General features: G+C 62.4%; 26 protein-coding genes. 16 read left to right on the forward strand and 10 right to left on the reverse strand.

All coding sequences use genetic code 11. The features are described 5' to 3' along the window. Window positions 1–91: 91 nt before the first annotated feature. From DYL59_RS03045 to DYL59_RS03065, 5 genes are all read right to left on the reverse strand, one after another. Window positions 92–1,423: a deoxyguanosinetriphosphate triphosphohydrolase gene (locus DYL59_RS03045; protein ID WP_122307806.1), complete on the reverse strand. Its 1,332-nt coding sequence runs from the start codon at window positions 1,421–1,423 to the stop codon at window positions 92–94. A gap of 71 nt (window positions 1,424–1,494) precedes the next feature. Further along, window positions 1,495–2,658: an EAL domain-containing protein gene (locus DYL59_RS03050; RefSeq protein ID WP_135287848.1), complete on the reverse strand. Its 1,164-nt coding sequence runs from the start codon at window positions 2,656–2,658 to the stop codon at window positions 1,495–1,497. 92 nt (window positions 2,659–2,750) lie between these two features. Continuing rightward, window positions 2,751–3,092: a hypothetical protein gene (locus DYL59_RS03055; protein WP_135287849.1), complete on the reverse strand. Its 342-nt coding sequence runs from the start codon at window positions 3,090–3,092 to the stop codon at window positions 2,751–2,753. Beyond that, a complete protein-coding gene (locus DYL59_RS03060) occupies window positions 3,089–3,472 on the reverse strand; it encodes a phage holin family protein (protein ID WP_012723020.1) in 384 nt (127 codons plus the stop codon). Before DYL59_RS03060 ends, DYL59_RS03055 begins: the two co-directional genes overlap by 4 nt. A gap of 4 nt (window positions 3,473–3,476) precedes the next feature. Beyond that, window positions 3,477–3,791: an ElaB/YgaM/YqjD family protein gene (locus tag DYL59_RS03065; RefSeq protein WP_135287850.1), complete on the reverse strand. Its 315-nt coding sequence runs from the start codon at window positions 3,789–3,791 to the stop codon at window positions 3,477–3,479. Window positions 3,792–4,137: 346 nt separating this feature from the next. Here DYL59_RS03065 and DYL59_RS03070 point away from each other — a divergent pair, with 346 nt between their 5' ends. Continuing rightward, window positions 4,138–5,346 carry an ammonium transporter gene (locus DYL59_RS03070; protein WP_135287851.1) on the forward strand — a complete coding sequence of 403 codons (1,209 nt, stop codon included), beginning with the start codon at window positions 4,138–4,140 and terminating at the stop codon, window positions 5,344–5,346. Here DYL59_RS03070 and DYL59_RS03075 read toward each other — a convergent pair. Beyond that, window positions 5,333–7,057 carry a cation:proton antiporter gene (locus DYL59_RS03075; protein WP_193557528.1) on the reverse strand — a complete coding sequence of 575 codons (1,725 nt, stop codon included), beginning with the start codon at window positions 7,055–7,057 and terminating at the stop codon, window positions 5,333–5,335. The genes DYL59_RS03070 and DYL59_RS03075 overlap by 14 nt on opposite strands. Window positions 7,058–7,201: 144 nt before the next feature. Here DYL59_RS03075 and DYL59_RS03080 point away from each other — a divergent pair, with 144 nt between their 5' ends. The 3 genes from DYL59_RS03080 to DYL59_RS03090 all read left to right on the forward strand — a co-directional run bounded on the left by DYL59_RS03080 (window position 7,202) and on the right by DYL59_RS03090 (window position 8,782). Beyond that, entirely contained in the window at window positions 7,202–7,438 is a 237-nt protein-coding gene (locus DYL59_RS03080) for a glutaredoxin family protein (protein ID WP_135287853.1), read from the forward strand. A gap of 74 nt (window positions 7,439–7,512) precedes the next feature. Beyond that, window positions 7,513–7,848, forward strand: a complete 336-nt coding sequence (locus DYL59_RS03085) for a transcriptional regulator (RefSeq protein ID WP_135287854.1) — start codon at window positions 7,513–7,515, stop codon at window positions 7,846–7,848. 43 nt (window positions 7,849–7,891) lie between these two features. After that, complete coding sequence (locus DYL59_RS03090) at window positions 7,892–8,782, forward strand: pseudouridine synthase (protein ID WP_135287855.1); 891 nt, start codon at window positions 7,892–7,894, stop codon at window positions 8,780–8,782. Between the two features lie 86 nt (window positions 8,783–8,868). Here DYL59_RS03090 and DYL59_RS03095 read toward each other — a convergent pair whose 3' ends face one another. Together DYL59_RS03095 and mobA are read right to left on the reverse strand one after the other, a co-directional pair. Further along, entirely contained in the window at window positions 8,869–9,090 is a 222-nt protein-coding gene (locus tag DYL59_RS03095; RefSeq protein WP_010211805.1) for a YgdI/YgdR family lipoprotein, read from the reverse strand. Between the two features lie 79 nt (window positions 9,091–9,169). Further along, the gene (gene mobA / locus DYL59_RS03100) at window positions 9,170–9,772 is read right to left on the reverse strand and encodes a molybdenum cofactor guanylyltransferase MobA (RefSeq protein WP_135287856.1); all 603 of its coding nucleotides are present in this window, start codon (window positions 9,770–9,772) and stop codon (window positions 9,170–9,172) included. A gap of 76 nt (window positions 9,773–9,848) precedes the next feature. Between mobA and moaB the strand changes: the two genes are divergently transcribed. Together moaB and DYL59_RS03110 are read left to right on the forward strand one after the other, a co-directional pair. Next, complete coding sequence (moaB, locus tag DYL59_RS03105; protein WP_056857153.1) at window positions 9,849–10,388, forward strand: molybdenum cofactor biosynthesis protein B; 540 nt, start codon at window positions 9,849–9,851, stop codon at window positions 10,386–10,388. Next, window positions 10,372–11,598, forward strand: coding sequence for a molybdopterin molybdotransferase MoeA (locus tag DYL59_RS03110; RefSeq protein WP_193557529.1), 1,227 nt, complete (start codon window positions 10,372–10,374; stop codon window positions 11,596–11,598). Before moaB ends, DYL59_RS03110 begins: the two co-directional genes overlap by 17 nt. A 128-nt stretch (window positions 11,599–11,726) precedes the next feature. Here DYL59_RS03110 and DYL59_RS03115 read toward each other — a convergent pair whose 3' ends face one another. Both DYL59_RS03115 and fliK read right to left on the reverse strand, forming a co-directional pair. Next, window positions 11,727–12,056 (reverse strand): EscU/YscU/HrcU family type III secretion system export apparatus switch protein, encoded by a 330-nt coding sequence (locus tag DYL59_RS03115; protein ID WP_135287857.1) that lies wholly within the window; start codon window positions 12,054–12,056, stop codon window positions 11,727–11,729. Next, window positions 12,053–13,630 (reverse strand): flagellar hook-length control protein FliK, encoded by a 1,578-nt coding sequence (gene fliK / locus DYL59_RS03120; RefSeq protein ID WP_135287858.1) that lies wholly within the window; start codon window positions 13,628–13,630, stop codon window positions 12,053–12,055. The genes DYL59_RS03115 and fliK overlap by 4 nt, the downstream gene beginning before the upstream one ends. A 200-nt stretch (window positions 13,631–13,830) precedes the next feature. On the opposite strand from fliK, the gene ccmA reads away from it, so the two are divergent. The 10 genes from ccmA (at window position 13,831) to DYL59_RS03170 (ending at window position 21,191) form a co-directional block, all read left to right on the forward strand. Beyond that, entirely contained in the window at window positions 13,831–14,466 is a 636-nt protein-coding gene (gene ccmA, locus DYL59_RS03125) for a cytochrome c biogenesis heme-transporting ATPase CcmA (RefSeq protein ID WP_135287859.1), read from the forward strand. Next, window positions 14,463–15,131 (forward strand): heme exporter protein CcmB, encoded by a 669-nt coding sequence (ccmB, locus tag DYL59_RS03130; protein ID WP_017734375.1) that lies wholly within the window; start codon window positions 14,463–14,465, stop codon window positions 15,129–15,131. The genes ccmA and ccmB overlap by 4 nt, the downstream gene beginning before the upstream one ends. 86 nt (window positions 15,132–15,217) lie before the next feature. Further along, window positions 15,218–15,973, forward strand: a complete 756-nt coding sequence (locus DYL59_RS03135; protein WP_135287860.1) for a heme ABC transporter permease — start codon at window positions 15,218–15,220, stop codon at window positions 15,971–15,973. Beyond that, window positions 15,970–16,146: a heme exporter protein CcmD gene (ccmD, locus tag DYL59_RS03140; protein WP_003172771.1), complete on the forward strand. Its 177-nt coding sequence runs from the start codon at window positions 15,970–15,972 to the stop codon at window positions 16,144–16,146. Before DYL59_RS03135 ends, ccmD begins: the two co-directional genes overlap by 4 nt. Further along, on the forward strand, window positions 16,143–16,598 hold the full coding sequence (gene ccmE, locus DYL59_RS03145) for a cytochrome c maturation protein CcmE (protein ID WP_135287861.1): 456 nt from the start codon (window positions 16,143–16,145) through the stop codon (window positions 16,596–16,598). Before ccmD ends, ccmE begins: the two co-directional genes overlap by 4 nt. A gap of 3 nt (window positions 16,599–16,601) precedes the next feature. Further along, window positions 16,602–18,590 (forward strand): heme lyase CcmF/NrfE family subunit, encoded by a 1,989-nt coding sequence (locus DYL59_RS03150; RefSeq protein ID WP_135287862.1) that lies wholly within the window; start codon window positions 16,602–16,604, stop codon window positions 18,588–18,590. Further along, window positions 18,587–19,123: a DsbE family thiol:disulfide interchange protein gene (locus DYL59_RS03155; RefSeq protein WP_135287863.1), complete on the forward strand. Its 537-nt coding sequence runs from the start codon at window positions 18,587–18,589 to the stop codon at window positions 19,121–19,123. The genes DYL59_RS03150 and DYL59_RS03155 overlap by 4 nt, the downstream gene beginning before the upstream one ends. Next, window positions 19,120–19,593 carry a cytochrome c-type biogenesis protein gene (locus DYL59_RS03160; RefSeq protein WP_135287864.1) on the forward strand — a complete coding sequence of 158 codons (474 nt, stop codon included), beginning with the start codon at window positions 19,120–19,122 and terminating at the stop codon, window positions 19,591–19,593. Before DYL59_RS03155 ends, DYL59_RS03160 begins: the two co-directional genes overlap by 4 nt. Next, complete coding sequence (gene ccmI / locus DYL59_RS03165) at window positions 19,586–20,776, forward strand: c-type cytochrome biogenesis protein CcmI (RefSeq protein WP_135287865.1); 1,191 nt, start codon at window positions 19,586–19,588, stop codon at window positions 20,774–20,776. The genes DYL59_RS03160 and ccmI overlap by 8 nt, the downstream gene beginning before the upstream one ends. 16 nt (window positions 20,777–20,792) lie before the next feature. Continuing rightward, entirely contained in the window at window positions 20,793–21,191 is a 399-nt protein-coding gene (locus DYL59_RS03170; RefSeq protein ID WP_135287866.1) for a hypothetical protein, read from the forward strand. The last annotated feature ends 28 nt before the right edge of the window (window positions 21,192–21,219 follow it).

Raw genomic sequence — 21,219 nt, forward strand, 5'->3', positions numbered from 1 at the left:
TTCATTGGGTATTTGTGCGAATTCGATCAGGCCACTCTGTTCCCTTCGTAGGGCGATTCCTGTCAGGGAACAGGCAGCGTGATCGTTCCGGTTATTGAGGGCTGGAGCGTCCGGTCATTTCCCGTGCCATCTCGGTGGCATAGCTGTCGGTCATGCCGGCAATGAAGTCGATCATGCGCAGGAACGAGGCGTGCAACGGCCAGGCCGGGTTCGGCGCGTTGTTGCCCAGCAGGTCGAGAATGCGCCGGTTCTTGAACGATGGCGTACGCCCGCCATGCTGTTCCAGGGCTGCACCGCAAAAGGCATTGAGCAGGATTTCCAGGGTGGTGTAGGCGCCGATCTCATGCAGGGTCTTGCGCTTGTCCTGGAAGATCTTCTTGCGGGCCATGTCCTTGGCGTCCAGCACGCAGCGCTTGGCCGGGCCGTGCATATGCTCCACCAGGTCGCCCGGCAGGGTGCCGGCCAACAGGGCGTCTTGCTGTTCGACGAAGGCCCTGGCGGCGGCATTGGTCAGATGCTCGATAGCCTTGCCCCGCAATATCGCCAGCTTGCGCCGACGGGAATCCTGGGAGCCCAGTTGCCGGTAGGTTTGGGGCAGGTCATCGCCCACCAGGTCCAGCAGCAGCGACTCGACTTCGGCGTATTCCAGCAACTCCATTTCCAGGCCGTCTTCCAGGTCGATCAAGGCGTAACAGATGTCGTCCGCCGCCTCCATCAGGTACACCAGGGGGTGACGGGCCCAGCGTTGTTCCTCAAGCTGCGGCAGGCCGAGCTTGTGGGCGATCTGTTCGAGGATCGGCAGCTCGCTCTGGTAACAGCCGAACTTGTGCTTCTTGTAGCCCAGGGAGTCGGCGTGGCGAGCGGTCCAGGGGTATTTCAGGTAGGTGCCGAGGGTGGCGTAGGTCAGCCGTGTGCCGCCGTCGAACTGGTGGTACTCCAGTTGGGTCAGCACCCGAAAACCCTGGGCATTACCTTCGAAATTGAGGAAGTCATTGCGCTCGGCGCTGCTCATGTCGTCCAGCCAGCCGCGCCCTGCTGCCTGTTGGAACCAGTGGCGAATGGCGTCTTCGCCGGAGTGCCCGAATGGCGGGTTGCCGATGTCATGGGCCAGGCAGGCCGATTGCACCACCATGCCCAGGTCGCTTGGGTCGCACCAGTCGGGCAGGGCGCTGCGCAGGGTTTCGCCCACGCGCATGCCCAGGGAGCGGCCCACGCAGCTGACTTCCAGTGAGTGGGTCAGGCGGGTATGGATATGGTCGTTGCTGGACACCGGGTGCACTTGGGTCTTGCGGCCCAGGCGGCGGAACGCGCCGGAGAAGATGATGCGGTCGTGGTCTTTGTGAAACGGGCTGCGGCCCAGTTCTTCCGGGCTGTGCAGGGGTTTTCCAAGACGTTCGCGGGTAAGCAGGGTGGGCCAATCCAAGGCGGGTACTCTCCGTGCGGTGAATGACCCGCCCAGCTTCCCGGTTCAGCGCGGCCTGGGCAAGCGAAAATCTACAGCCCAGCGGCGTCGATATCGATTAACAGCAAGCGCTGACCGTTATCGAAGAATTGTCCGGCGGTAAGGCAGTACTGATTGGTCGTGGCGTCGCGGTAGGTCGAGGACAAGGTCAGGCGCCGCTCCTCCCAGCCTTCGGCCAGCAGGTGATAGAAATACGGACGCCACGACCAGTTGTGCCCCAGGTAGCGGCTGTCGGCCTGCCAGGCATCCTGGCGCCATTCGAAGTTTGGCGTCAGTTGGGTGCCATGCCGATCGCACTGGTAGAAGCGCAGCAGCCAGGGGAAGGCCAGCAATTGAGGCAATTGGCTCAGCGGCGCCTGGGCCTGGGCCCAGCTTTGCAGGATTTTCATCAGTTCGGCCAATTGCTGGCGCAACTGCATGATGCGCCCGCGCTCTGCCAGCTTCTGCTGTACATACACCGTGCGCAGTTGAGCAAAGCGTGGCACGAAGGCATCGGCAGCGAACCAATCCAACTGCGCCTGGGCAAACAGATAGCCCTGCACATAACGCGAGCCGCACTCCAGGGCAAAGCTCAACTGCGCTTCGGTTTCCACGCCTTCGGCGATGATCCAGCAGCCGGTCTTCTCGGCCATTTGCGCCAGCGCCCGCACCACCTCACTGCTCGGCCCGCCGCGGGCGGCTTCCTGGAACAGGCGCATGTCCAGCTTGAGAATGTCCGGCTGCAAGGCCAGCACGCGGTCGAGCTGGGAATAGCCGGCGCCAAAATCATCGATGGCGATGCGCGCACCCGCTTCGCGATAGCGTGCCACCACGTCGGCCAGGCGCCGGATATCGCCGCCCAGTTCGGTAATCTCAAACACAATGCGCTGTGGGTCGACGCCATGGCTGTGGATCTGCTTGAGGCTCGGCAGCGCCTGGCCGGGGCGCAGGCGGTTGATCCAGCGCGGCGAGATGTTCAGGCTCAGGAACCAGTCCTCGGGGGCTTCGTGCAGGCGGCTCAGGGCGTTGTCGCGAATTTGCCGGTCGAGGCGGCGCAGGGTGACGCCTGGCGTACGCGGGTCGGCAAACAACGGGCCCACGGACTGCAGGCGGCCGTCAGCCTGGCGTAGACGACCCAAGGCCTCGACGCCGGCGATGCGGCCAGTGGCGGTGTCGATAAACGGCTGGAAACAGGCGAGCGGTTGCCCGTCGATCACAGAGCCTCCTTAAGAACGTTGGCGAAAAAAGGCCCGGTCCTTCAAAACAAGGACCGGGCCGATTCTGTTAGCAAGAATGCAGCCAGTCGGGCTCAACTTTTTCGCGAACTGCCCTGCATGGCCAATTTGATCAGCGGAATCAGGCCGGCGCCCAGCCGTACCAGGCGCGTGACGCTGCTGATACCGCCGCCCTTGGCGCCTTTGCCGGTAAAGAAGCCCATCAGCGTCACGGCGGCCACGCCCCACAGCGGCGCGTGCTTGATGCCCAGGCTGTCTTGCCAGTTATGACCCAGGTTGCGCACCTTGGTTAGCGGCACCAGCAATTGCTGAGACTCGTGGCGGATCTCCTGGCGGTGCATTTCCATGCGCAGGCGGATCAACGCCTTGCGCATTTCCCGCCGAGAGGTGTTGTGTGGCAATTCAGGTCGGCTCATGGCAACAGGCGCTCCCGATCATTGGCCAACTCTTCGAGCGTGGCGTGGAACGGCGTGGACTCATCGAACACCGCCGCTTTCAGGCGCACCCCGCAGAACGCTGCGGCCAGGCTGTAGAACACGCACAGGCAGATAATGCCGGTGAGGCGGTAGCCGGTGTCCCACACCAGGATCATCACCAGGGTCGACAACCCCACCAACAACAACAGTGCAAACACCAGCGCCAAGCCAGCGAACAACAGCAGGCTGACGGTGCGCGCCTTCTGCTCCTGCAATTCGATGCCAAACAATTCGACATGGCTGTGCAGCAAACCCAGCACGGCCGCGCCAAGACGCCTTGAGGTTGTGCCCGTAGACGAGCCGGTTTCGCCGATAGACATAGCGTTAGCGCCTTGTAGCCAGCAGGCCGATCAAAAAGCCGATGCCGGCGGCAATGCCCACCGACTGCCAAGGGTTGGCTTGCACGTAGTCTTCAGTGGCGGTGACCGCTGCCTGGCCGCGCTCGCGCAGCGAGTCTTCGGTCTGCTTGAGGGTCTCACGCGCCTGCAGCAGTGTGTCGTGAATCTTGGCCCGCAGTTCATCAGCCTGGTCGCCGGCCAGAACCTTGGTGTCGTCCAGCAGCCGCTCGGTGTCTGTCACCAGGGTTTGAAAATCCGCCATCAGTATTTCTTGAGCAGTCTTTGCAGTTCTTCTGGCCATGGTTATCTCCGTGATTGGCTGATCTTTACATTTGTTTTCGAGTCACCGGCATCGGTGAAGGTTCAGTGCAATTGTCTGGTACAGCTTTTGCTTTGCCTTGGTGCGCACGCCCTGGGGCTTGCGCTGAATCCGGGCGGTGGGGCAGGAAGCCTTCAAAAACCTTACCCTAAATAACTGAAACTCGCGGAAAAACCCTGTCGGCAACGGCCTGTTGAGTTGATCGCTGCGCTAAAGCGGTTCACGCCCTCTAGAGAGGGGTGGGGCCGAGCGTGCCAATTTAGTGCGTGCAACTCTGGCTTGAACCGCTTTGGTGCTTTTTGCCTTTATTACAGGCCTGCCAACCTCCATGGAAAACCTGCAAAGTGCGGTGGACACCCTCGTCCACAGTTCCAACACCCTGTTTATCCTGATCGGTGCGGTCATGGTCCTGGCCATGCACGCCGGCTTCGCGTTCCTGGAAGTCGGTACGGTGCGCCAGAAGAACCAGGTCAACGCGCTGTCGAAGATTCTCAGTGACTTCGCCATCTCCACCCTGGCCTATTTCTTTATAGGCTATTGGATCTCCTACGGCGTCAGCTTCATGCAACCGGCGGCGGTAATCAGTGCCGACCACGGTTACGGCCTGGTGAAGTTCTTCTTCCTGCTGACGTTTGCGGCAGCGATCCCGGCGATCATCTCCGGTGGCATTGCCGAGCGTGCACGTTTTGTTCCGCAGTTGTGCGCCACGGCGCTGATCGTGGCGTTTATCTATCCGTTTTTCGAAGGCATGGTGTGGAACGGCAATTTCGGCCTGCAAGCCTGGCTGCTGGCGACCTTCGGTGCCAGCTTCCATGACTTCGCCGGGTCCGTGGTGGTACACGCCATGGGCGGCTGGCTGGCGCTGGCGGCGGTGTTGCTGCTGGGCCCGCGCAATGGGCGCTACCGCGAAGGGCGCCTGGTGGCGTTTGCGCCGTCGAGCATTCCCTTCCTGGCGTTGGGCTCGTGGATCCTGATCGTGGGCTGGTTCGGCTTTAACGTGATGAGCGCGCAGACCCTCAATGGCGTGAGCGGCCTGGTGGCGGTCAATTCGTTGATGGCCATGGTGGGCGGTACCGTCGCGGCGTTGATCATCGGTCGCAATGACCCAGGCTTTCTGCATAACGGCCCACTGGCGGGGCTGGTCGCGATTTGTGCCGGGTCTGACTTGATGCATCCGGTGGGCGCGCTGGTCACCGGCGTAGTGGCCGGAGGGCTGTTTGTGTGGTGCTTTATCGCGGCCCAGGATCGCTGGAAGATCGATGACGTGCTGGGCGTGTGGCCGCTGCACGGCCTGTGCGGCGTGTGGGGCGGTATCGCCTGTGGCATCTTTGGCCAGACCGCCTTGGGTGGCCTGGGCGGCGTCAGCCTGATCAGCCAACTGATCGGCACCACCCTGGGCGTGGTGGTGGCGCTGGGCGGTGGCTTGTTGGTGTATGGCGTGATCAAGCGCGTGCACGGCCTGCGCCTGAGCCAGGAAGAGGAATATTACGGGGCTGACTTGTCGATTCATAAGATCGGGGCGGTCAGTCAGGATTGATGGGCGGCTCTGCGGGTTGATAGAAACCGTGGAGCAAGCGGTAGCGGTTGTGCCGCACCTCGTCGACCCGCGCCTGCACCTGCTGCTCCGGCAGGCCCAGCAGCACCAGGGCATGGGAGGCGAGCATCAGGCTCGACTCCAATAGCTCGGGCACCACTTCACTGGCGCCCGCCGCTTTCAACTCAGCCAACTGGCTGTCATCGCGGGTACGCACCAGGATCGGCACTTGCGGGTTGATCCTGCGCGCCTCCTTCAACACGGTGAGCGCGACATCGCTGTTGTCCACCGCGATCACCACCAGGCGTGCGCGCTCCAGGCCAACCGCGCTGAGTAGCGCACCACGGCGGCAATCTCCGTAATGCACGCTGCTGTCTTCGGTGGCGGCTTGCTGTACCCGTTCAGGGTCATCGTCCAGGGCAATAAACGGCTGTTGCTCATTGCGCAGGAAGCGTCCGATGGATTGGCCTACGCGGCCATACCCACAGATCACGGCGTGCCCGTGTAATTGGGCGTTGAGCGCGGTGATTTCCTCAAGCTGGACTTGCTGGTTGGGCTTGCGGTGCAGGCGCAGGGCGATGCCCGGTGCGGCGCGCAGGAGCAGTGGGGTCAGCAGCATCGAACAAAAGGTGGCGGCAAGCAGCAAGCCATTGAACTCATCCGGAATCAGCCGGCTCTGTTGCATCTGCGCCATCAAGGCAAAACAGAACTCGCCACCCTGGGCCAGGGCCAGGCCGCTGCGCCAGGCGGTTTCACTGTCGCTGCCACGCCATTTGACCAGGGCGGCCACCACGCAGCCTTTGACCAGCATCAGGGTGAGGGTCAGGCCGAGGATGAGCAGGCTGTGGCTGACGAACAGTTGCAGGTCGATCAGCATGCCGATGCTGACGAAAAACAGCCCCAGCAAGATGTCGCGAAACGGCCGGATATCCGCCTCGATCTGATGCCGGTAATGGCTTTCCCCCAACAGCATGCCCGCCAGGAATGCACCGAGGGCAGGGGACAAACCCAGCAAATGCGTGAGCCACGCGGTGAGCAACACGATCACCAATGCCAGCAACACAAATAGCTCTGCCGAATGGGACGCCGCCACCTCACGGAACAAGCGCGGCAACAACCATCGACTGGCCAACAGCAGGCCGACAAACAGCACCACGGTCTTGCCCAAGGTCAGCGGCAGTGCCCAATACCAGGCCTGCCCGCCTGTGCCGGCAAATACTGGCACCAGGGTCAGCAGCAATACCGCCACCACATCCTGGAACAGCAGCACGCCAATCGCGTTCTGGCCATGGCTGCTGAAAATCTCCCCCAGGCTGGTCAGTTCCTTGCTGACGATCGCCGTAGAGGACAACGCCAGTCCGGCCCCGAGCAACAGGGCGATGCCGGGCGCCACACCGAGGACCATCAACAGCAACCCCAGCAGCACTCCGCAGCCCAACACCTGCAAACTGCCCAGGCCAAACACCACGCGGCGCAGGGCGAGCATCTTGGTCAGGGAAAACTCCAGACCCAGGGAGAACAGCAGGAACACCACCCCCAACTCTGCCAGGTCGGGCAGTTCTTCGCTGTCATTCACCCAGTCCAACGCGGTGGGGCCCACGGCCAGACCGACGCACAGGTAGCCCAACACGGGCGGCAATTGCAGGCGGCGAAACAGCGCAATCACGACCAAAGATGAAGCCAGGATGATCAGCAGGTTGGCAAACACACGCATCTCCATTGCAAAGGGCGGGCAAAAAGCGGCGAGAATCGCTGAAACAGTTATAGGCCATGGTGACCTGGGTCAGGGTTTATGGGCTGTTGGGCTTTGAGGGGTGAGCATAGAATGATGGCCTACTTCCGATCAGGTCACGTTGTCATGCCTCCTGAATGCCAGTTGTTTACCACCCTGGGCTGCCATTTGTGTGAACTCGCCGAAGAAGAAATCATGCCGCTCGTCGAACACGGGCTGCTGGTCGAACTGGTGGATATCGCCGATTCCGAAGCCCTGTTTGAGGCCTACGGCCTACGGATTCCGGTGCTTCGCCGAATCGATACCGGCGCGGAGCTGGGTTGGCCATTCGATACCGGGCAGGTGGTGTCCTTCCTTCTCTGACGTTTACGCGATGGCGGGTTTCCGAATATTACGTTACTGTATGTTTGTACAGCGATTGAATAGAGGGAACGCCCGTGGTGAATGTTGAACAACTGAAAAGCAGCGTCAATCGCATGTCCGCCGACGTCGTGCGCGACGCGGTGAACGAGCTGCGCCTCGACGGCCTGGTCACGGAAGGCAAGACGCCGTTTAACAAAGTGCATTTCAATACCTGTTTTGCCGAGATCGAAGCGCTGTTCCAGCGTGCGGGTTACCACAAGCAGTTGGATGTGGTGGGCTATCAAGGCTTGTTGTACGCGTTGTACGACCCAGGCCGCTGGGAAGCGGTGGACGTGCTGCGCTGGCTCAAGGAGTTCACCGAGGCGGCCAGCGCCTCGCCGTTGCTGCGGGCGCAATTGGCCAAGGCCTGAGCCATGCGGGATAATGTCCGCCGGTTTTCTCCAGGCTTCAAGCATGTCCACTTCTGTTTTTATCGCGTCCGAGCACCAAGCCAGCACCCTGTACCTGCCACCGGGCCCGTGGGCGACGGTGCTCGATTGCCTGTGCGAACACTTCCCGGCGATCAGCCGTGAACACTGGCTGGACCGTATCGCCCGCAGGCGCGTGCTGGACATCAACGGTAGCCCCATCCCCGTGGACCTGGCCTACAAGGAAGGCCTGTGCATTTACTATTTTCGTGAAGTGCCGAACGAAAAAGTGATCCCGGTTGAGGAAACCATCCTCTATGCCGACGAGCATCTGGTGGTTGCCGATAAACCGCATTTCCTGCCGGTAACGCCTGCTGGCGAGTACGTCGAGCAAACCCTGCTGCGCCGCCTGATTCGCCGCCTGGACAACCCGGCGCTGGTGCCTCTGCATCGGATCGACCGGCACACGGCGGGGCTGGTGCTGTTCTCGGCCAACCCGGCGAGCCGTTCGGCTTACCAGCAGCTGTTTCCCACGCGCAAGATCGATAAATTCTACGAAGCCATTGCACCTGCCTTACCTGAGCAGGTTTTCCCATTGGTGCACAAAAGCCGCCTGGTGGATGGCGAACCGTTCTTCCGCATGCAGGAAGGGCCGGGCGCGAGCAATACCGAAACGGCGGTGGAGGTGCGCGAGAAAAATGGCGATCTGTGGCGCTACGGCCTGTTTCCCGTGACCGGCAAGAAGCACCAACTGCGGGTGCACATGACGGCGCTCGGCGCGAGTATCTGCAACGATCCGTTTTACCCGGATGTGATCAAGGACGCCGTGGACGACTACGCCAACCCGCTCAAATTGCTGGCCCAGGGTGTGCGCTTTATCGACCCTTTCACCGGCGAGGAACGCAGTTTTCGCAGCCTTATTACCCTTGACTGGTAACCCCGGAAACACCAAGGCCCGCGCGAGGCGGGCCTTGGGTTAAACGGATAGCTGGGTCTTTCTGGTAGTGCGCGGCGTCCCGCTCATTACAGGTCTTTAACGGTGCGAACCTGATCTTTGTTGATGCGGGTGCGCTTGCCGTCCAGTTGTTCAAATTCGTAAAAACCCGAATCTTCGTTGTATTTCGGGGTGTCGACGGCCTGGATTTCGCGACCGTCATTCAGGGTGATCACTGTTGGCGAGGCGCAACCGGCGAGGGTGGCGAGGCCCAGTGCAAGCATGAGAGCGGCGATGGTCCGTTGAGTCATGGTGTTGTCTCCGAAAGAATTCTTTTGAAATACTGACCTTGTGACGCGTACAGCGCCGACAAAGTTCCGGGTGCGAGGTTCATTCTGACACGCCAGGCCTTGGGAGTAATAGCTCGGGCGTGTTCAGGTTGGCCAGGCGCGGGTCATCTGCCGGGCACGCCAGGCCAATACCGCCCAGTTGCAGGAAGATCTTGCGCGGGCTGCGTTCACCGGCGTGCCATGCCTGTTCTACCGCGGTTCGCAAGCCGGTGGGAATGACACAGATCAAGGGCTCCCAGAACTCGCCATGGCGCACCATCACCGGTAGCAAGGGGTTGCGTTGCGCGGTCGTACGCAGCTCGGCCAGTAACCTGGCATCAATCTGCGGCACATCGCACGGCAGGATCAGCACATGCGTGTGGCGTGCGGCGCCAAGTCCTGCACGGATGCCCGCGAGCGGGCCGGGGTAGTCCGGGCTGTCGTCGCTCACCAGTTGGTCGGCATAGGTGGCGTAGCGCTCATGGTTGCGGTTGCACGAGATGATCAGGTCGTCCGTCAGTGGCCGGACCAGGCGCTGCACATGAGCAATCAGGGGCTCGCCCTGCCAGGGCAGCAGGCCTTTGTCCTGGCCGCCCATGCGTTGGCCGCGCCCGCCCGCCAGCAGCAGGATCGAACAGGGCAGGGGTGAAGAATCGAGAGACATGGCGGTTCCGCTGCGGCAGGCAAATAGGGCCCTGTGATATAACACCGGCCTGTTTCTTCGACAACCGGACCGTGCCATGAAAGCCAAGGCTGATGCGCCCTTCGTACCCCTGAATATCGCTGTATTGACCGTCAGCGACACCCGCACCCTGGACACCGACACCTCGGGCCAGGTCTTCGTCGACCGTCTCACCGCCGCCGGGCACAACCTGGCCGAACGCGTGTTGCTCAAGGACGACCTCTACAAGATTCGCGCCCAGGTCGCCCACTGGATCGCCGAAGACGTGGTGCAAGTCGTGCTGATCACCGGCGGCACCGGCTTCACCGGCCGCGACAGCACCCCCGAAGCGGTAAGCTGCCTGCTGGACAAGCAGGTCGATGGCTTCGGCGAACTGTTCCGCCAGATCTCCGTGGCCGATATCGGCACGTCCACCGTGCAATCGCGCGCCCTGGCCGGCCTGGCCAATGGCACCCTGGTGTGCTGCCTGCCGGGCTCCACCAATGCCGTGCGCACCGGTTGGGACGGCATCCTCGCCGAGCAACTGGACAACCGCCACCGCCCGTGCAACTTCGTGCCGCACTTGAAGCAGGCCGAACCCTGTGAATCCCGTGGGTAAGCCGGGCAAGACCGGCGCGCTGATGCCGGTGGAGCAAGCGTTGCAGCAACTGCTGGACATGGCCGAAGCCGCGCCGATCCGCGAGCAGCAAACGCTGGATCTGGCCGACTGCGATGGCCGTGTATTGGCCCAGGACCTGGTCTCCACCCTCGACTTGCCACCCTGGCCCAACAGCGCCATGGACGGTTATGCCCTGCGCGTCGGGGACTGGACCGGCGAACCGCTGGTGGTCAGCCAACGTATCTTCGCCGGGCAGGCGCCCCAGTCTCTGGCCGCCGGTACCTGTGCGCGCATCTTCACCGGCGCGCCGGTTCCCGAAGGCGCCGACTGCGTAGAAATGCAGGAAAACGCCATCGTCCACCCCGACGAGCGCGTGAGCTTCACCGAGCCGTTGCAGCTCAATCAAAACATCCGCCCACAAGGCCAAGAGACGACTGTCGGTGAGTTGGTTTTGACCGCCGGCACACGCTTGGGGCCGATTGAACTGGGTCTTGCTGCTTCCCTGGGGGCTGATCAACTGGCCGTCATCCGCCGCCCGCGTGTAGCCGTGCTGTCCACCGGCGATGAACTGATCGAACCGGGCCTGCCACTGGGCCCCGGCCAGATCTACAACAGCAACCGTCGGGTGCTGTGTTCGTGGCTCGCGCGCATGGGCTGCGAAGTCATCGACGCTGGCATCTTGCCCGATGACCTGGAACAGACCCGCACTCGGCTCGCGGGCTTGAGCGCAGTCGACCTGATCCTCTCCACCGGCGGCGTGTCGGTGGGTGAGGCGGACTTCCTCGGCATCGCCCTGCGCGAAGAGGGCGAGTTGGCACTGTGGAAACTGGCGATCAAACCCGGCAAGCCGCTGACCTTCGGGCACTTTCGTGGCGTTCCGGTGATCGGCCTGCCGGGCAACCCGGCTTCGACACTGGTGACCTTCGCGCTGCTGGCGCGGCCGTATTTGCTGCGTCGCCAGGGCGTGGCGGAGGTGGAACCGCTGCGTTTCGAAGTGCCCGTGGGCTTCGAGTGGCCCAAACCGGGCAACCGCCGCGAATACCTGCGCGGGCGGATCGAACAGGGCAAGGCGATCATCTACCGCAACCAAAGCTCCGGCGTGCTGCGCAGCGCGGCGTGGGCGGAGGGTTTTGTGGAGGTGTTGGAGGGGACGACGTTGTCGGTGGGGGATACCGTCAATTTCATCCCCCTCAGCGAGGTCTTGAACTAAACATCAATTCAAATGTGGGAGGGGGCTTGCCCCCGATAGCAGTGGATCAGTCAATATATCTGTGACTGTCACACCGCTATCGGGAGCAAGCCCCCTCCCACATTTGGATCTGTGTATGCCTGCGGCACTCAGTAATCGTCACCACGCTCGGTGACATCCCGCTCCACCGGCCCCGCGTCCGGGTCATAACCCACTGGGAACTTGCCTTTTAGCTTCCACGCAAAGGCGATGATCTCCGCCACCGTGCGGTACAGCTCCTCGGGAATGCTGTCCCCCAACTCCATGCGCGCCAGCAGCTTCACCAGCTCGGCATTTTCATAGATCGGCACTTCATTTTCCCGCGCCAGTTTCAGAATGGCTTCGGCCAGGGCATCGTCGCCCTTGGCCGTCAATGTCGGGGCTTGCTGGCCATCGTACTTGAGGGCGATGGCCTGGCGCGGTGGGCTGAGGTTCTTCATGCGGTTTCATCCACCCAGCGCTGCTCCAATCCGGTTTTCGGTCCCCGTGGCGGGGTGCCAACGTGGCAATCGAGGTCGCCGACGTTGATGCCCGAAGTCACCAGGCGTTCGCGCAAATTGCCCAGGTGGCTCTCGATCAAGCTTGCCGTGAAGGCGCGTGTTGCCCACAGCTGGCTCGACAATTTGCCCTGGCTCAACTGCGCCAGGACCTGCAAGGGGCCCAGTGGCTCCATGTCAAACGCCAGCTCGACGCGCCAGAGCATTTGCTTGGGGTCCTTGCGCTCTTTGCGTTCAGGCTGGTCCTTGTCCGGAGCCGGTTCTTCGCGCTGGAACTTGACCTGCAACGGCACGATGTCCTGCAAAGTGCGCATGGGGATCTCCAGTTGCCAGGTGGTTTGCAGGCGGCCATCGGCGGTGGTGCCGGTTTGTTCCAGGCTCGACAGTTGGTGGCTCTGCAAACGCGAGATGGCGCCGGCGGCCAGGCGCAGCAGGTTTTCCAGGTCGCCTTCGCCTTCCAGTTTGGCCATCAACCGTTCGGGCAGCGGAAAGCTGGCGGGGGCCTGGCGGGCGCTGACCTGGCCGAGGGTGTTGAGCGGGCTGCGCACAAAGTTGGGCATGACCTGCGCCAGGGTGTTGGCGGCGAGGATCGCGTTCAGGTTGGTGCTGGCGGGCAGGGCGGGCAGCAAGTCGGCCACCAGGCGCAGCAGGGCGCCTTTCATGTCCAGCGGTGGAACCCCAGGGTTCTGCCCGGCGAGCAGTTTGGCTTCAAGAAAGGCCCCGCTGTTTTGCACCACTTGGGCCAGCACTTTTGGGTTGCTGACCTGGGCCAGATCGGGCAGGGCAGCCAGCAAACGGTCGGCGGCAGCGCGCAGGTCGGCTGAGGTGCTGTCGCCGCGTGGCAGGTTTTGCAAGGCGGTGAACACCGCATCCAGGGAGCCTTGGCGACTTTGCTGGGTCGAGAGTTGCTGGGCCACCGCCAGTTGATCCTTGAGCCCGCTCAACGGCACAAAGCTCAGGGTCTGGGCGTTCTGCACCACGGCGCTGAGCAAGCTGCCAACCCGAAGCGGCTGCGGGCTCTCCACCGTTAGCGTCGCGCCCGCCAAGGCGTTATTGAGCACGGTGACCAGCGAGCGGTAGATCGCTGGTTGCGCCGTGCCCTGGGGCAGCATTTGGGTGGTCAAGACCTTGGCCTGCAACAGCGTGCCCACTGGCACCTGGTGGGTGTCGATGCGCGTGAGGGCGGCCACATTGGCGCTCAAGGCTTGTTGCAAGGTGAGTGTCAGGTTGCCCGCAGGCGTCTGGCTCACGGCGACGTTGCTGCCCAGGGGCAAGGGCTGGGCGCTGCTGGCCTGCACCAGGGTCTGGCGGCCACCGTCGAGGGTCAACTTGAGCAATAGCTGAAAGGCTTCGCCACCTTGTTTCAGGGCAATCACTTCGGCGTTTGCGGTTTTCCCAGGGGCAATCAAGCCGATCTGCGGCTCCAGCAGTTTCAGCAATTCACCGCCCGCCGCTGACGGGGCAGACCCGGTCGCCGGGGTGGGTGCAAGCGTAGGAAGGTTGATCTCACCGGTCATCGTGCGCGCCGTCTTGAAGGAAATTGCCCTCTTTAGAGTAGGGCATCGCATGTATAATGCGGCCCGTCTGCAAAGAGAGCGCTAAAAACTACACAACTATTTGATCCAGCTCTCTAAAACCGGTCGCCAAAGCCGTTATTGTGCATCTCTCTTTAACGGCCGCTGCACCGCCGACTTGAACCGTAAAGGCCCGCGATCTTTTGACCAGCCCTCTTCTTGAAGCCCTAGCGCTTGCTTGTGAACGCGACCTGCGCCTGCTGTTCGAACACCTCGAACTGCGGCTGGCGGGCGGCGATATGGTGCAGGTCAGCGGCCCCAACGGCAGCGGCAAGACCAGTTTGCTGCGCCTGCTGGCCGGGCTGATGCAGCCGACGGCCGGCGAGGTTCGACTCAACGGCAAACCCCTCAACGAACAACGCACCGAACTTGCCCGCAACCTGGTGTGGATCGGCCACGCCGCCGGCATCAAGGACGTGCTCACTGCCGAAGAAAACCTCAGCTGGCTCAGCGCCCTGCATCACCCGGCGTCCCGTGACGCCATCTGGCAGGCCCTGGCCGCCGTAGGCCTCAAGGGTTTCGAAGACGTGCCTTGCCATACCCTGTCTGCCGGCCAACAGCGCCGCGTGGCGTTGGCCCGTTTGTACTTGCCGGGGCCGCCGTTGTGGATTCTCGACGAGCCGTTCACCGCCCTCGACAAACAAGGCGTCGCCCAACTGGAAGACCACCTGGCCCAGCATTGCGAGAGGGGCGGCCTGGTGGTCCTTACCACCCACCACACCCTGAGCCGCATGCCCGCCGGTTACCGTGACCTGGATCTGGGGCGGTGGTCAGCATGAGTGTGTTCGCCCTGCTGGTCGCCCGCGAAGCGCGGCTGTTGTGCCGTCGCCCGGCCGAACTGGCCAACCCGCTGGTGTTCTTTGCCATCGTCATCGCGCTGTTTCCCCTGGCGGTGGGTCCCGAGACTAAACTGTTGCAAACCTTGTCCCCGGGGCTGGTGTGGGTCGCCGCGCTGTTATCGGTGTTGCTCTCGCTGGACGGGCTGTTTCGCAGTGATTTCGAGGACGGTTCCCTTGAACAGTGGGTCCTTTCGTCGCACCCCTTGCCACTACTGGTACTGGCCAAGGTGCTGGCACACTGGGCTTTTTCTGGGCTGGCGCTAGTCTTGCTCTCACCGTTGTTGGCGATGATGCTGGGCTTGCCCACCGAGTGCCTGCCGATCCTGCTCCTGAGCCTGTTGCTCGGCACGCCGGTGCTCAGCCTGTTGGGCGCGGTGGGTGCTGCATTGACAGTGGGGTTGAAGCGCGGCGGCCTGTTGCTGGCCCTGTTGATTCTGCCGTTGTATATCCCGGTGTTGATCCTGGGCAGCGGTGCATTGCAAGCCGCGCTTATGGGCATGCCGGCCACCGGTTACCTCTTGTGGCTTGGTAGCCTGACCGCCCTGGCGGTAACCCTGACACCCTTTGCTATAGCGGCCGGCCTGAAGATCAGCGTCGGCGAATAATGAGGTCTGGCAAAGCGTTACGCGCTTAGCCAGTAAAGACCCTACGCTGCTTGCATCGCCAAGCAGCAACCGTGATGGAAACAGCAATGAACTGGACCTGGTTTCACAAGCTCGGCTCGCCCAAATGGTTCTACGGCATCAGTGGCAAGCTGCTGCCGTGGTTGAGCATCGCCGCCATATTGTTGATCAGCATTGGCCTGGTCTGGGGCCTGGCGTTCGCGCCGCCGGACTATCAGCAAGGCAACAGCTTTCGCATCATCTATATCCACGTGCCCGCCGCGATGCTGGCCCAATCCTGCTACGTGATGCTGGCCGTGTGCGGCATCGTTGGCCTGGTGTGGAAGATGAAACTTGCGGACGTGGCCCTGCAATGCGCGGCGCCCATCGGCGCGTGGATGACCGCCGTGGCGCTGGTCACCGGGGCGATCTGGGGCAAGCCGACCTGGGGGTCGTGGTGGGTGTGGGATGCGCGACTAACGTCCATGTTGATCCTGCTGTTCCTGTACTTCGGTCTCATTGCCCTGGGCAACGCCATCAGTAATCGTGACAGCGCCGCCAAGGCCTGCGCGGTGCTGGCGATTGTGGGCGTGATCAACATTCCGATCATCAAGTACTCCGTGGAGTGGTGGAACACCTTGCACCAGGGCGCCACCTTCACCCTCACCGAAAAACCGGCCATGCCCGTGGAAATGTGGGCGCCGCTGCTGCTGATGGTGCTGGGGTTCTACTGCTTCTTCGGCGCTGTGTTGCTGATGCGCATGCGCCTGGAAGTGCTCAAGCGTGAAGCCCGCACCAGTTGGGTCAAGGCCGAAGTGCAAGGCAGCCTGGGAGCGCGCTCATGAGTTTTGCTTCGTTCAGTGATTTTCTCGCCATGGGCCATCACGGCCTGTACGTCTGGACGGCCTACGGCATTTGCCTGGCGGTGCTGGCCCTCAACGTTGCCGCGCCGATCCTGGCCCGCAAGCGTTACCTGCAACAAGAGGCGCGTCGTCTGCGCCGGGAGACCGAAAAGTGAATCCGCTGCGTAGAAAGCGTCTGTTGATCATCCTTGCCATCCTGGCCGGCGTCGGCATTGCCGTGGCCCTGGCCTTGAGCGCCCTGCAGCAGAACATCAACCTGTTCTACACCCCGACCCAGATCGCCAATGGCGAAGCCCCGCAGGACACGCGCATCCGCGCCGGCGGCATGGTGGAAAAGGGCTCGCTCAAGCGTTCTTCCGACTCCCTCGACGTGACCTTCGTGGTCACCGACTTCAACAAAGCCGTGACCATCACCTACCGCGGCATCCTCCCGGACCTGTTCCGCGAAGGCCAGGGCATCGTCGCGCTGGGCAAGCTGAATGCCGAGGGCGTGGTGGTGGCCGATGAAGTGCTGGCCAAGCACGATGAAAAATACATGCCGCCGGAAGTCACCAAGGCCTTGAAAGACAGCGGCCAGTCCGCACCCACGCCCGCCAAGGAGGGTTGAGTGATGACCTCTGCACTGTTTATTCCGGAACTGGGCCACCTGGCGATGATCCTCGCGCTGTGCTTTGCCGTGGTGCAGGCCGTGGTGCCGTTGCTGGGTGCCTGGCGTGGCGACCGCCTGTGGATGAGCCTGGCGCAACCGGCCGCGTGGGGCCAGTTTGCCTTCCTGCTGTTTGCCTTTGGTTGCTTGACCTACGCCTTTATGACCGACGATTTTTCCGTCGCCTATGTGGCCAATAACTCCAATAGTGCACTGCCCTGGTACTACAAGTTCAGCGCCGTGTGGGGCGCCCACGAAGGTTCGCTGCTGCTGTGGGCATTGATCCTCGGTGGCTGGACCTTCGCTGTGTCGGTGTTTTCGCGACAACTGCCGCAAGTGATGCTGGCGCGGGTGCTGGCGGTGATGGGCATGATCAGCATCGGGTTCCTGCTGTTTCTGATCATGACCTCCAACCCGTTCAGCCGCATCCTGCCGCAGATCCCGGCCAACGGGCATGACCTCAACCCGTTATTGCAAGACATCGGCCTGATCGTGCACCCGCCGATGCTCTACATGGGCTACGTGGGGTTCTCGGTGGCCTTCGCGTTTGCCATCGCTGCCTTGCTCGGCGGGCGCCTGGATGCCGCGTGGGCGCGTTGGTCGCGGCCGTGGACCATCGTCGCCTGGGCTTTCCTTGGCATCGGCATCACCCTGGGTTCGTGGTGGGCCTACTACGAACTGGGCTGGGGCGGCTGGTGGTTCTGGGACCCGGTGGAAAACGCCTCCTTCATGCCGTGGCTGGTGGGCACCGCGTTGATTCACTCCCTGGCGGTCACGGAAAAACGTGGCGTGTTCAAAAGCTGGACCGTGCTGCTGGCCATCGCGGCATTTTCCCTCAGCCTGCTCGGCACCTTCCTCGTGCGTTCGGGCGTGCTGACCTCAGTGCATGCGTTTGCGTCCGACCCGGCGCGTGGCGTGTTCATTCTGATCTTCCTGCTGTTTGTGGTCGGCGGTTCGCTGACCCTGTTCGCCTTGCGCGCACCGGTGGTCAAGAGCCAGGTCGGTTTCAACCTGTGGTCGCGCGAAACCCTGTTGCTGGGCAATAACCTGGTGCTGGTGGTGGCCGCGTCGATGATCCTGCTGGGCACCCTGTACCCGTTGGTGCTGGATGCGCTGAGCGGCGCCAAGCTGTCGGTTGGCCCGCCGTATTTCAACGCGTTGTTCATCCCGTTGATGGGCCTGTTGATGGTGGTGATGGCGGTCGGCGTGCTGGTGCGCTGGAAAGACACTCCGGTGAAATGGCTGGCGGGCATGCTGATGCCGGTGTTGCTGGGCAGTGTTGCCTTGGCCGTGATCGCCGGCTTCGCCTACGGCGATTTTAACTGGGCGGTGCTGGCCACCTTCCTGCTGGCGGCCTGGGTGTTGCTGGCCGGTGTGCGGGACATCGTCGACAAGACCCGCCACAAAGGCTTGCTCAAAGGCCTGCCAACCTTGACCCGCAGCTACTGGGGCATGCAGATCGCCCACATCGGCATCGCCGTGTGCGCCCTGGGCGTGGTGTTGTCCAGCCAGAACAGTGCCGAGCGTGACCTGCGCCTGGCACCGGGGGAGTCCATGGACCTGGCCGGTTACCACTTCATCTTCGAAGGCGCCAAGCACTTCGAAGGCCCGAACTTCACCTCCGACAAAGGCACCGTGCGCGTGGTGCGCAACGGCAAGGAGGTGGCCGTGCTGCATCCGGAAAAACGCCTGTACACCGTGCAGAGCTCGATGATGACCGAGGCTGGCATCGACGCCGGTTTTACCCGTGACCTCTATGTGGCACTGGGTGAGCCGTTGGGCGACGGCGCCTGGGCGGTACGGGTGCATGTCAAACCGTTTGTGCGCTGGATCTGGTTCGGCGGTTTGCTTACCGGGTTCGGTGGCTTGCTGGCGGCTTTGGATCGCCGCTACAGGGTCAAGGTCAAGAGCCGGGTGCGTGAAGCCCTGGGCATGCAGGGAGCAGCGGTATGAAGCGTTGGTTGATGGCGATCCCTCTGATCGTATTTTTGCTGGGCGCTGTGATCCTGTATCGAGGCCTCTACCTGGACCCGTCCGAGCTGCCTTCGGCAATGATCGGCAAGCCGTTCCCGGCATTCAGCCTGCCAACGGTGCAGGGCGACAAGACCCTGACCCAGGCCGACTTGCAGGGCAAACCGGCGCTGGTCAACGTGTGGGCCACCTGGTGCATCTCCTGCCGCGTTGAACACCCGGTGCTGAATAAACTGGCCGAGAAAGGCGTGGTGATCTACGGCATCAACTACAAGGACGACAACGCTGCCGCCTTGAAGTGGCTGGCCGAGTTCCACAACCCGTACCAGTTGGATATCCGCGATGAAGACGGCAACCTGGGCCTGAACCTCGGCGTGTACGGCGCCCCGGAAACCTTTTTTATCGATGCCAAGGGCGTGATCCGCGACAAGTACGTCGGCGTGATCGACGAGGTGGTGTGGCGCGAACAACTGGCCGCCAAGTATCAGGCCCTGGTCGATGAGGCCAAGCCATGAAGCGTCTGCTAGCTGCTGCTGTGCTGGCGCTGGGCTTGGCAGGCATTGCCCACGCCGCCATCGACACCTATGAATTTGCCAACGACGCCGAGCGTGAGCGGTTTCGCGAGCTGACCAAGGAACTGCGCTGCCCCAAGTGCCAGAACCAGGACATCGCCGATTCCAACGCGCCGATTGCCGCCGACCTGCGCAAAGAAATCTTCCGCATGTTGGGGGAGGGCAAGGACAACCAGCAGATCATCGACTTCATGGTCGACCGCTACGGTGACTTCGTGCGTTACAAGCCGGCGCTCACCGGCAAGACCGCGTTGCTCTGGTTCGGCCCGGCCGGGTTGTTGCTCACCGGTGTGGTGGTGATGGCGGTGATCATACGGCGTCGCCGCGCTGCCCCTACCGATGGTTCCGACGCGTTATCCCCTGACGAGCGCAAACGCCTCGACCAATTGCTGGACACCAAGACTGATGATTGATTTTTGGCTGGCAGCCGGCTTGCTGCTTCTGATTGCCCTGAGTTTCCTGTTGATCCCTGTACTGCGCGGCCGCCGCGCCCAGCGTGAAGAAGACCGCACCGCGCTGAACGTGGCGCTGTACCAGGAACGAGTCGCCGAGTTGCAAGTGCAGCAAGACGAAGGTGTGCTCAACGCCGCCCAACTCGACACCGGCCGTGCCGAAGCCGCCCGCGAATTGCTGGCCGACACTGAAGGCGTGGAAAAGCCCCGCGAGTCGCGCCTGGGCAAGCCGCTGCCGTTGATCGCTGCGATCCTTGTGCCGGTATTGGGCGTGGCGCTGTACCTGCATTTCGGCGCCAGCGACAAGGTTGAACTGACCCGTGAGTTCTCCCAGCCGCCAGTGTCCATCGAGGACATGACCCACCGCCTGGAACGCGCCGCCGCCGCGCAGCCGGACTCGGCCGAAGGCCTGTACTTCCTCGGTCGCGCCTACATGGCCCAGGACCGTTCGGCTGATGCCGCCAAAGTCTTCGAACGCACCGTGGCCCTGGCCGGTCGCCAACCCGAATTGCTCGGTCAGTGGGCCCAGGCCCAGTACTTTGCCGACAATAAGCAGTGGTCGCCCAAGATTCAGGCGTTGACGGACGAAGCCCTGAAACTGGACCCCAAAGAAGTCACCAGCCTTGGCCTGCTGGGCATTGCTGCGTTTGAAGGCCAGCGTTATCAGGAAGCGATCGACTACTGGAATCGCCTGCTGGCCCAGTTGCCGCCGGAAGATGGCTCCCGTGCCGCCTTGCAAGGTGGCATCGACCGCGCCGCTGAGAAACTCAAAGAAAGCGGTGGCACTGTGGCTCAAGCCCCTAAGGCTGTTCTGAAAGTGCGTGTGGATTTGTCGGCCGACGTGAAGGCCAAATCCCAGCCGGGCGACAGCGTATTCATCTTTGCCCGCGCGGTCTCCGGCCCGCCGGCACCGCTGGCGGCCAAACGCGTCACCGTCGCGGATTTACCCGTGACCGTCGAGCTAGGTGATGCCGACGCGATGATGCCGCAGTTGAAACTGTCGAACTTCCCCGAAGTCCAACTGGTTGCGCGCATATCCCGGGCCGGTCTTCCGACCGCTGGCGAGTGGATCGGCCGCAGCCAACCCTTGGCCAGCACCACCACTGCCTTGCAGCAGCTGACCATCGACAGTCCGGATAAGTAATTTCGAGGAAACGCCCATGACCGCATTCGCACGTATCACCCTGCTCAGCCTGGTATTGGGCCTGAGCGCTTGTGCGGTCCATCGGCCACCTCCCGCGCCCACCGGCCCGACCATCCCACCGTCGGGCCCGGCGACCCAGCCGAGCACCAAACCCTCTGGTCCGGTAACCCCGCCGCCGAAAAAACCAGTGCCGACCTCGTCGCCGACCTTTGCCCCACCACCGGGTGCAGCGAGCCACTGGGACGGCAACATGAAGGTTTACGTGCTGGAAGACCAGCCCGACACCTTCTACCGCCAGCGTACGTATTACCGCTGGAGCAACGGCTGGAGTCGCTCCATCAGCCCGAACGGGCCGTGGGAAGAAACCAATGTGCAGGGTGTGCCGCCGGGGCTCAGTAAAAAATACGCGCAATGAAAAAAGGCGACCTTCGGGTCGCCTTTTT

The organism is Pseudomonas kairouanensis (assembly GCF_004682055.1).
In the GTDB taxonomy this organism is placed as follows: Bacteria; Pseudomonadota; Gammaproteobacteria; order Pseudomonadales; family Pseudomonadaceae; genus Aquipseudomonas; species Aquipseudomonas kairouanensis.

What these genes read in the sequence shown, in the direction of transcription:
- DYL59_RS03055 (WP_135287849.1), bottom strand. Translation starts at nt 3,092, where the DNA reads ATGAGCCGACCTGAATTGCCACACAACACCTCTCGGCGGGAAATGCGC.
- DYL59_RS03060 (WP_012723020.1), bottom strand. Translation starts at nt 3,472, where the DNA reads ATGTCTATCGGCGAAACCGGCTCGTCTACGGGCACAACCTCAAGGCGT.
- DYL59_RS03065 (WP_135287850.1), bottom strand. Translation starts at nt 3,791, where the DNA reads ATGGCCAGAAGAACTGCAAAGACTGCTCAAGAAATACTGATGGCGGAT.
- DYL59_RS03070 (WP_135287851.1), top strand. Translation starts at nt 4,138, where the DNA reads ATGGAAAACCTGCAAAGTGCGGTGGACACCCTCGTCCACAGTTCCAAC.
- DYL59_RS03075 (WP_193557528.1), bottom strand. Translation starts at nt 7,057, where the DNA reads ATGCGTGTGTTTGCCAACCTGCTGATCATCCTGGCTTCATCTTTGGTC.
- DYL59_RS03080 (WP_135287853.1), top strand. Translation starts at nt 7,202, where the DNA reads ATGCCTCCTGAATGCCAGTTGTTTACCACCCTGGGCTGCCATTTGTGT.
- DYL59_RS03090 (WP_135287855.1), top strand. Translation starts at nt 7,892, where the DNA reads ATGTCCACTTCTGTTTTTATCGCGTCCGAGCACCAAGCCAGCACCCTG.
- DYL59_RS03095 (WP_010211805.1), bottom strand. Translation starts at nt 9,090, where the DNA reads ATGACTCAACGGACCATCGCCGCTCTCATGCTTGCACTGGGCCTCGCC.
- mobA (WP_135287856.1), bottom strand. Translation starts at nt 9,772, where the DNA reads ATGTCTCTCGATTCTTCACCCCTGCCCTGTTCGATCCTGCTGCTGGCG.
- moaB (WP_056857153.1), top strand. Translation starts at nt 9,849, where the DNA reads ATGAAAGCCAAGGCTGATGCGCCCTTCGTACCCCTGAATATCGCTGTA.
- DYL59_RS03115 (WP_135287857.1), bottom strand. Translation starts at nt 12,056, where the DNA reads ATGAAGAACCTCAGCCCACCGCGCCAGGCCATCGCCCTCAAGTACGAT.
- fliK (WP_135287858.1), bottom strand. Translation starts at nt 13,630, where the DNA reads ATGACCGGTGAGATCAACCTTCCTACGCTTGCACCCACCCCGGCGACC.
- ccmB (WP_017734375.1), top strand. Translation starts at nt 14,463, where the DNA reads ATGAGTGTGTTCGCCCTGCTGGTCGCCCGCGAAGCGCGGCTGTTGTGC.
- DYL59_RS03135 (WP_135287860.1), top strand. Translation starts at nt 15,218, where the DNA reads ATGAACTGGACCTGGTTTCACAAGCTCGGCTCGCCCAAATGGTTCTAC.
- ccmD (WP_003172771.1), top strand. Translation starts at nt 15,970, where the DNA reads ATGAGTTTTGCTTCGTTCAGTGATTTTCTCGCCATGGGCCATCACGGC.
- DYL59_RS03150 (WP_135287862.1), top strand. Translation starts at nt 16,602, where the DNA reads ATGACCTCTGCACTGTTTATTCCGGAACTGGGCCACCTGGCGATGATC.
- DYL59_RS03155 (WP_135287863.1), top strand. Translation starts at nt 18,587, where the DNA reads ATGAAGCGTTGGTTGATGGCGATCCCTCTGATCGTATTTTTGCTGGGC.
- DYL59_RS03160 (WP_135287864.1), top strand. Translation starts at nt 19,120, where the DNA reads ATGAAGCGTCTGCTAGCTGCTGCTGTGCTGGCGCTGGGCTTGGCAGGC.
- ccmI (WP_135287865.1), top strand. Translation starts at nt 19,586, where the DNA reads ATGATTGATTTTTGGCTGGCAGCCGGCTTGCTGCTTCTGATTGCCCTG.
- DYL59_RS03170 (WP_135287866.1), top strand. Translation starts at nt 20,793, where the DNA reads ATGACCGCATTCGCACGTATCACCCTGCTCAGCCTGGTATTGGGCCTG.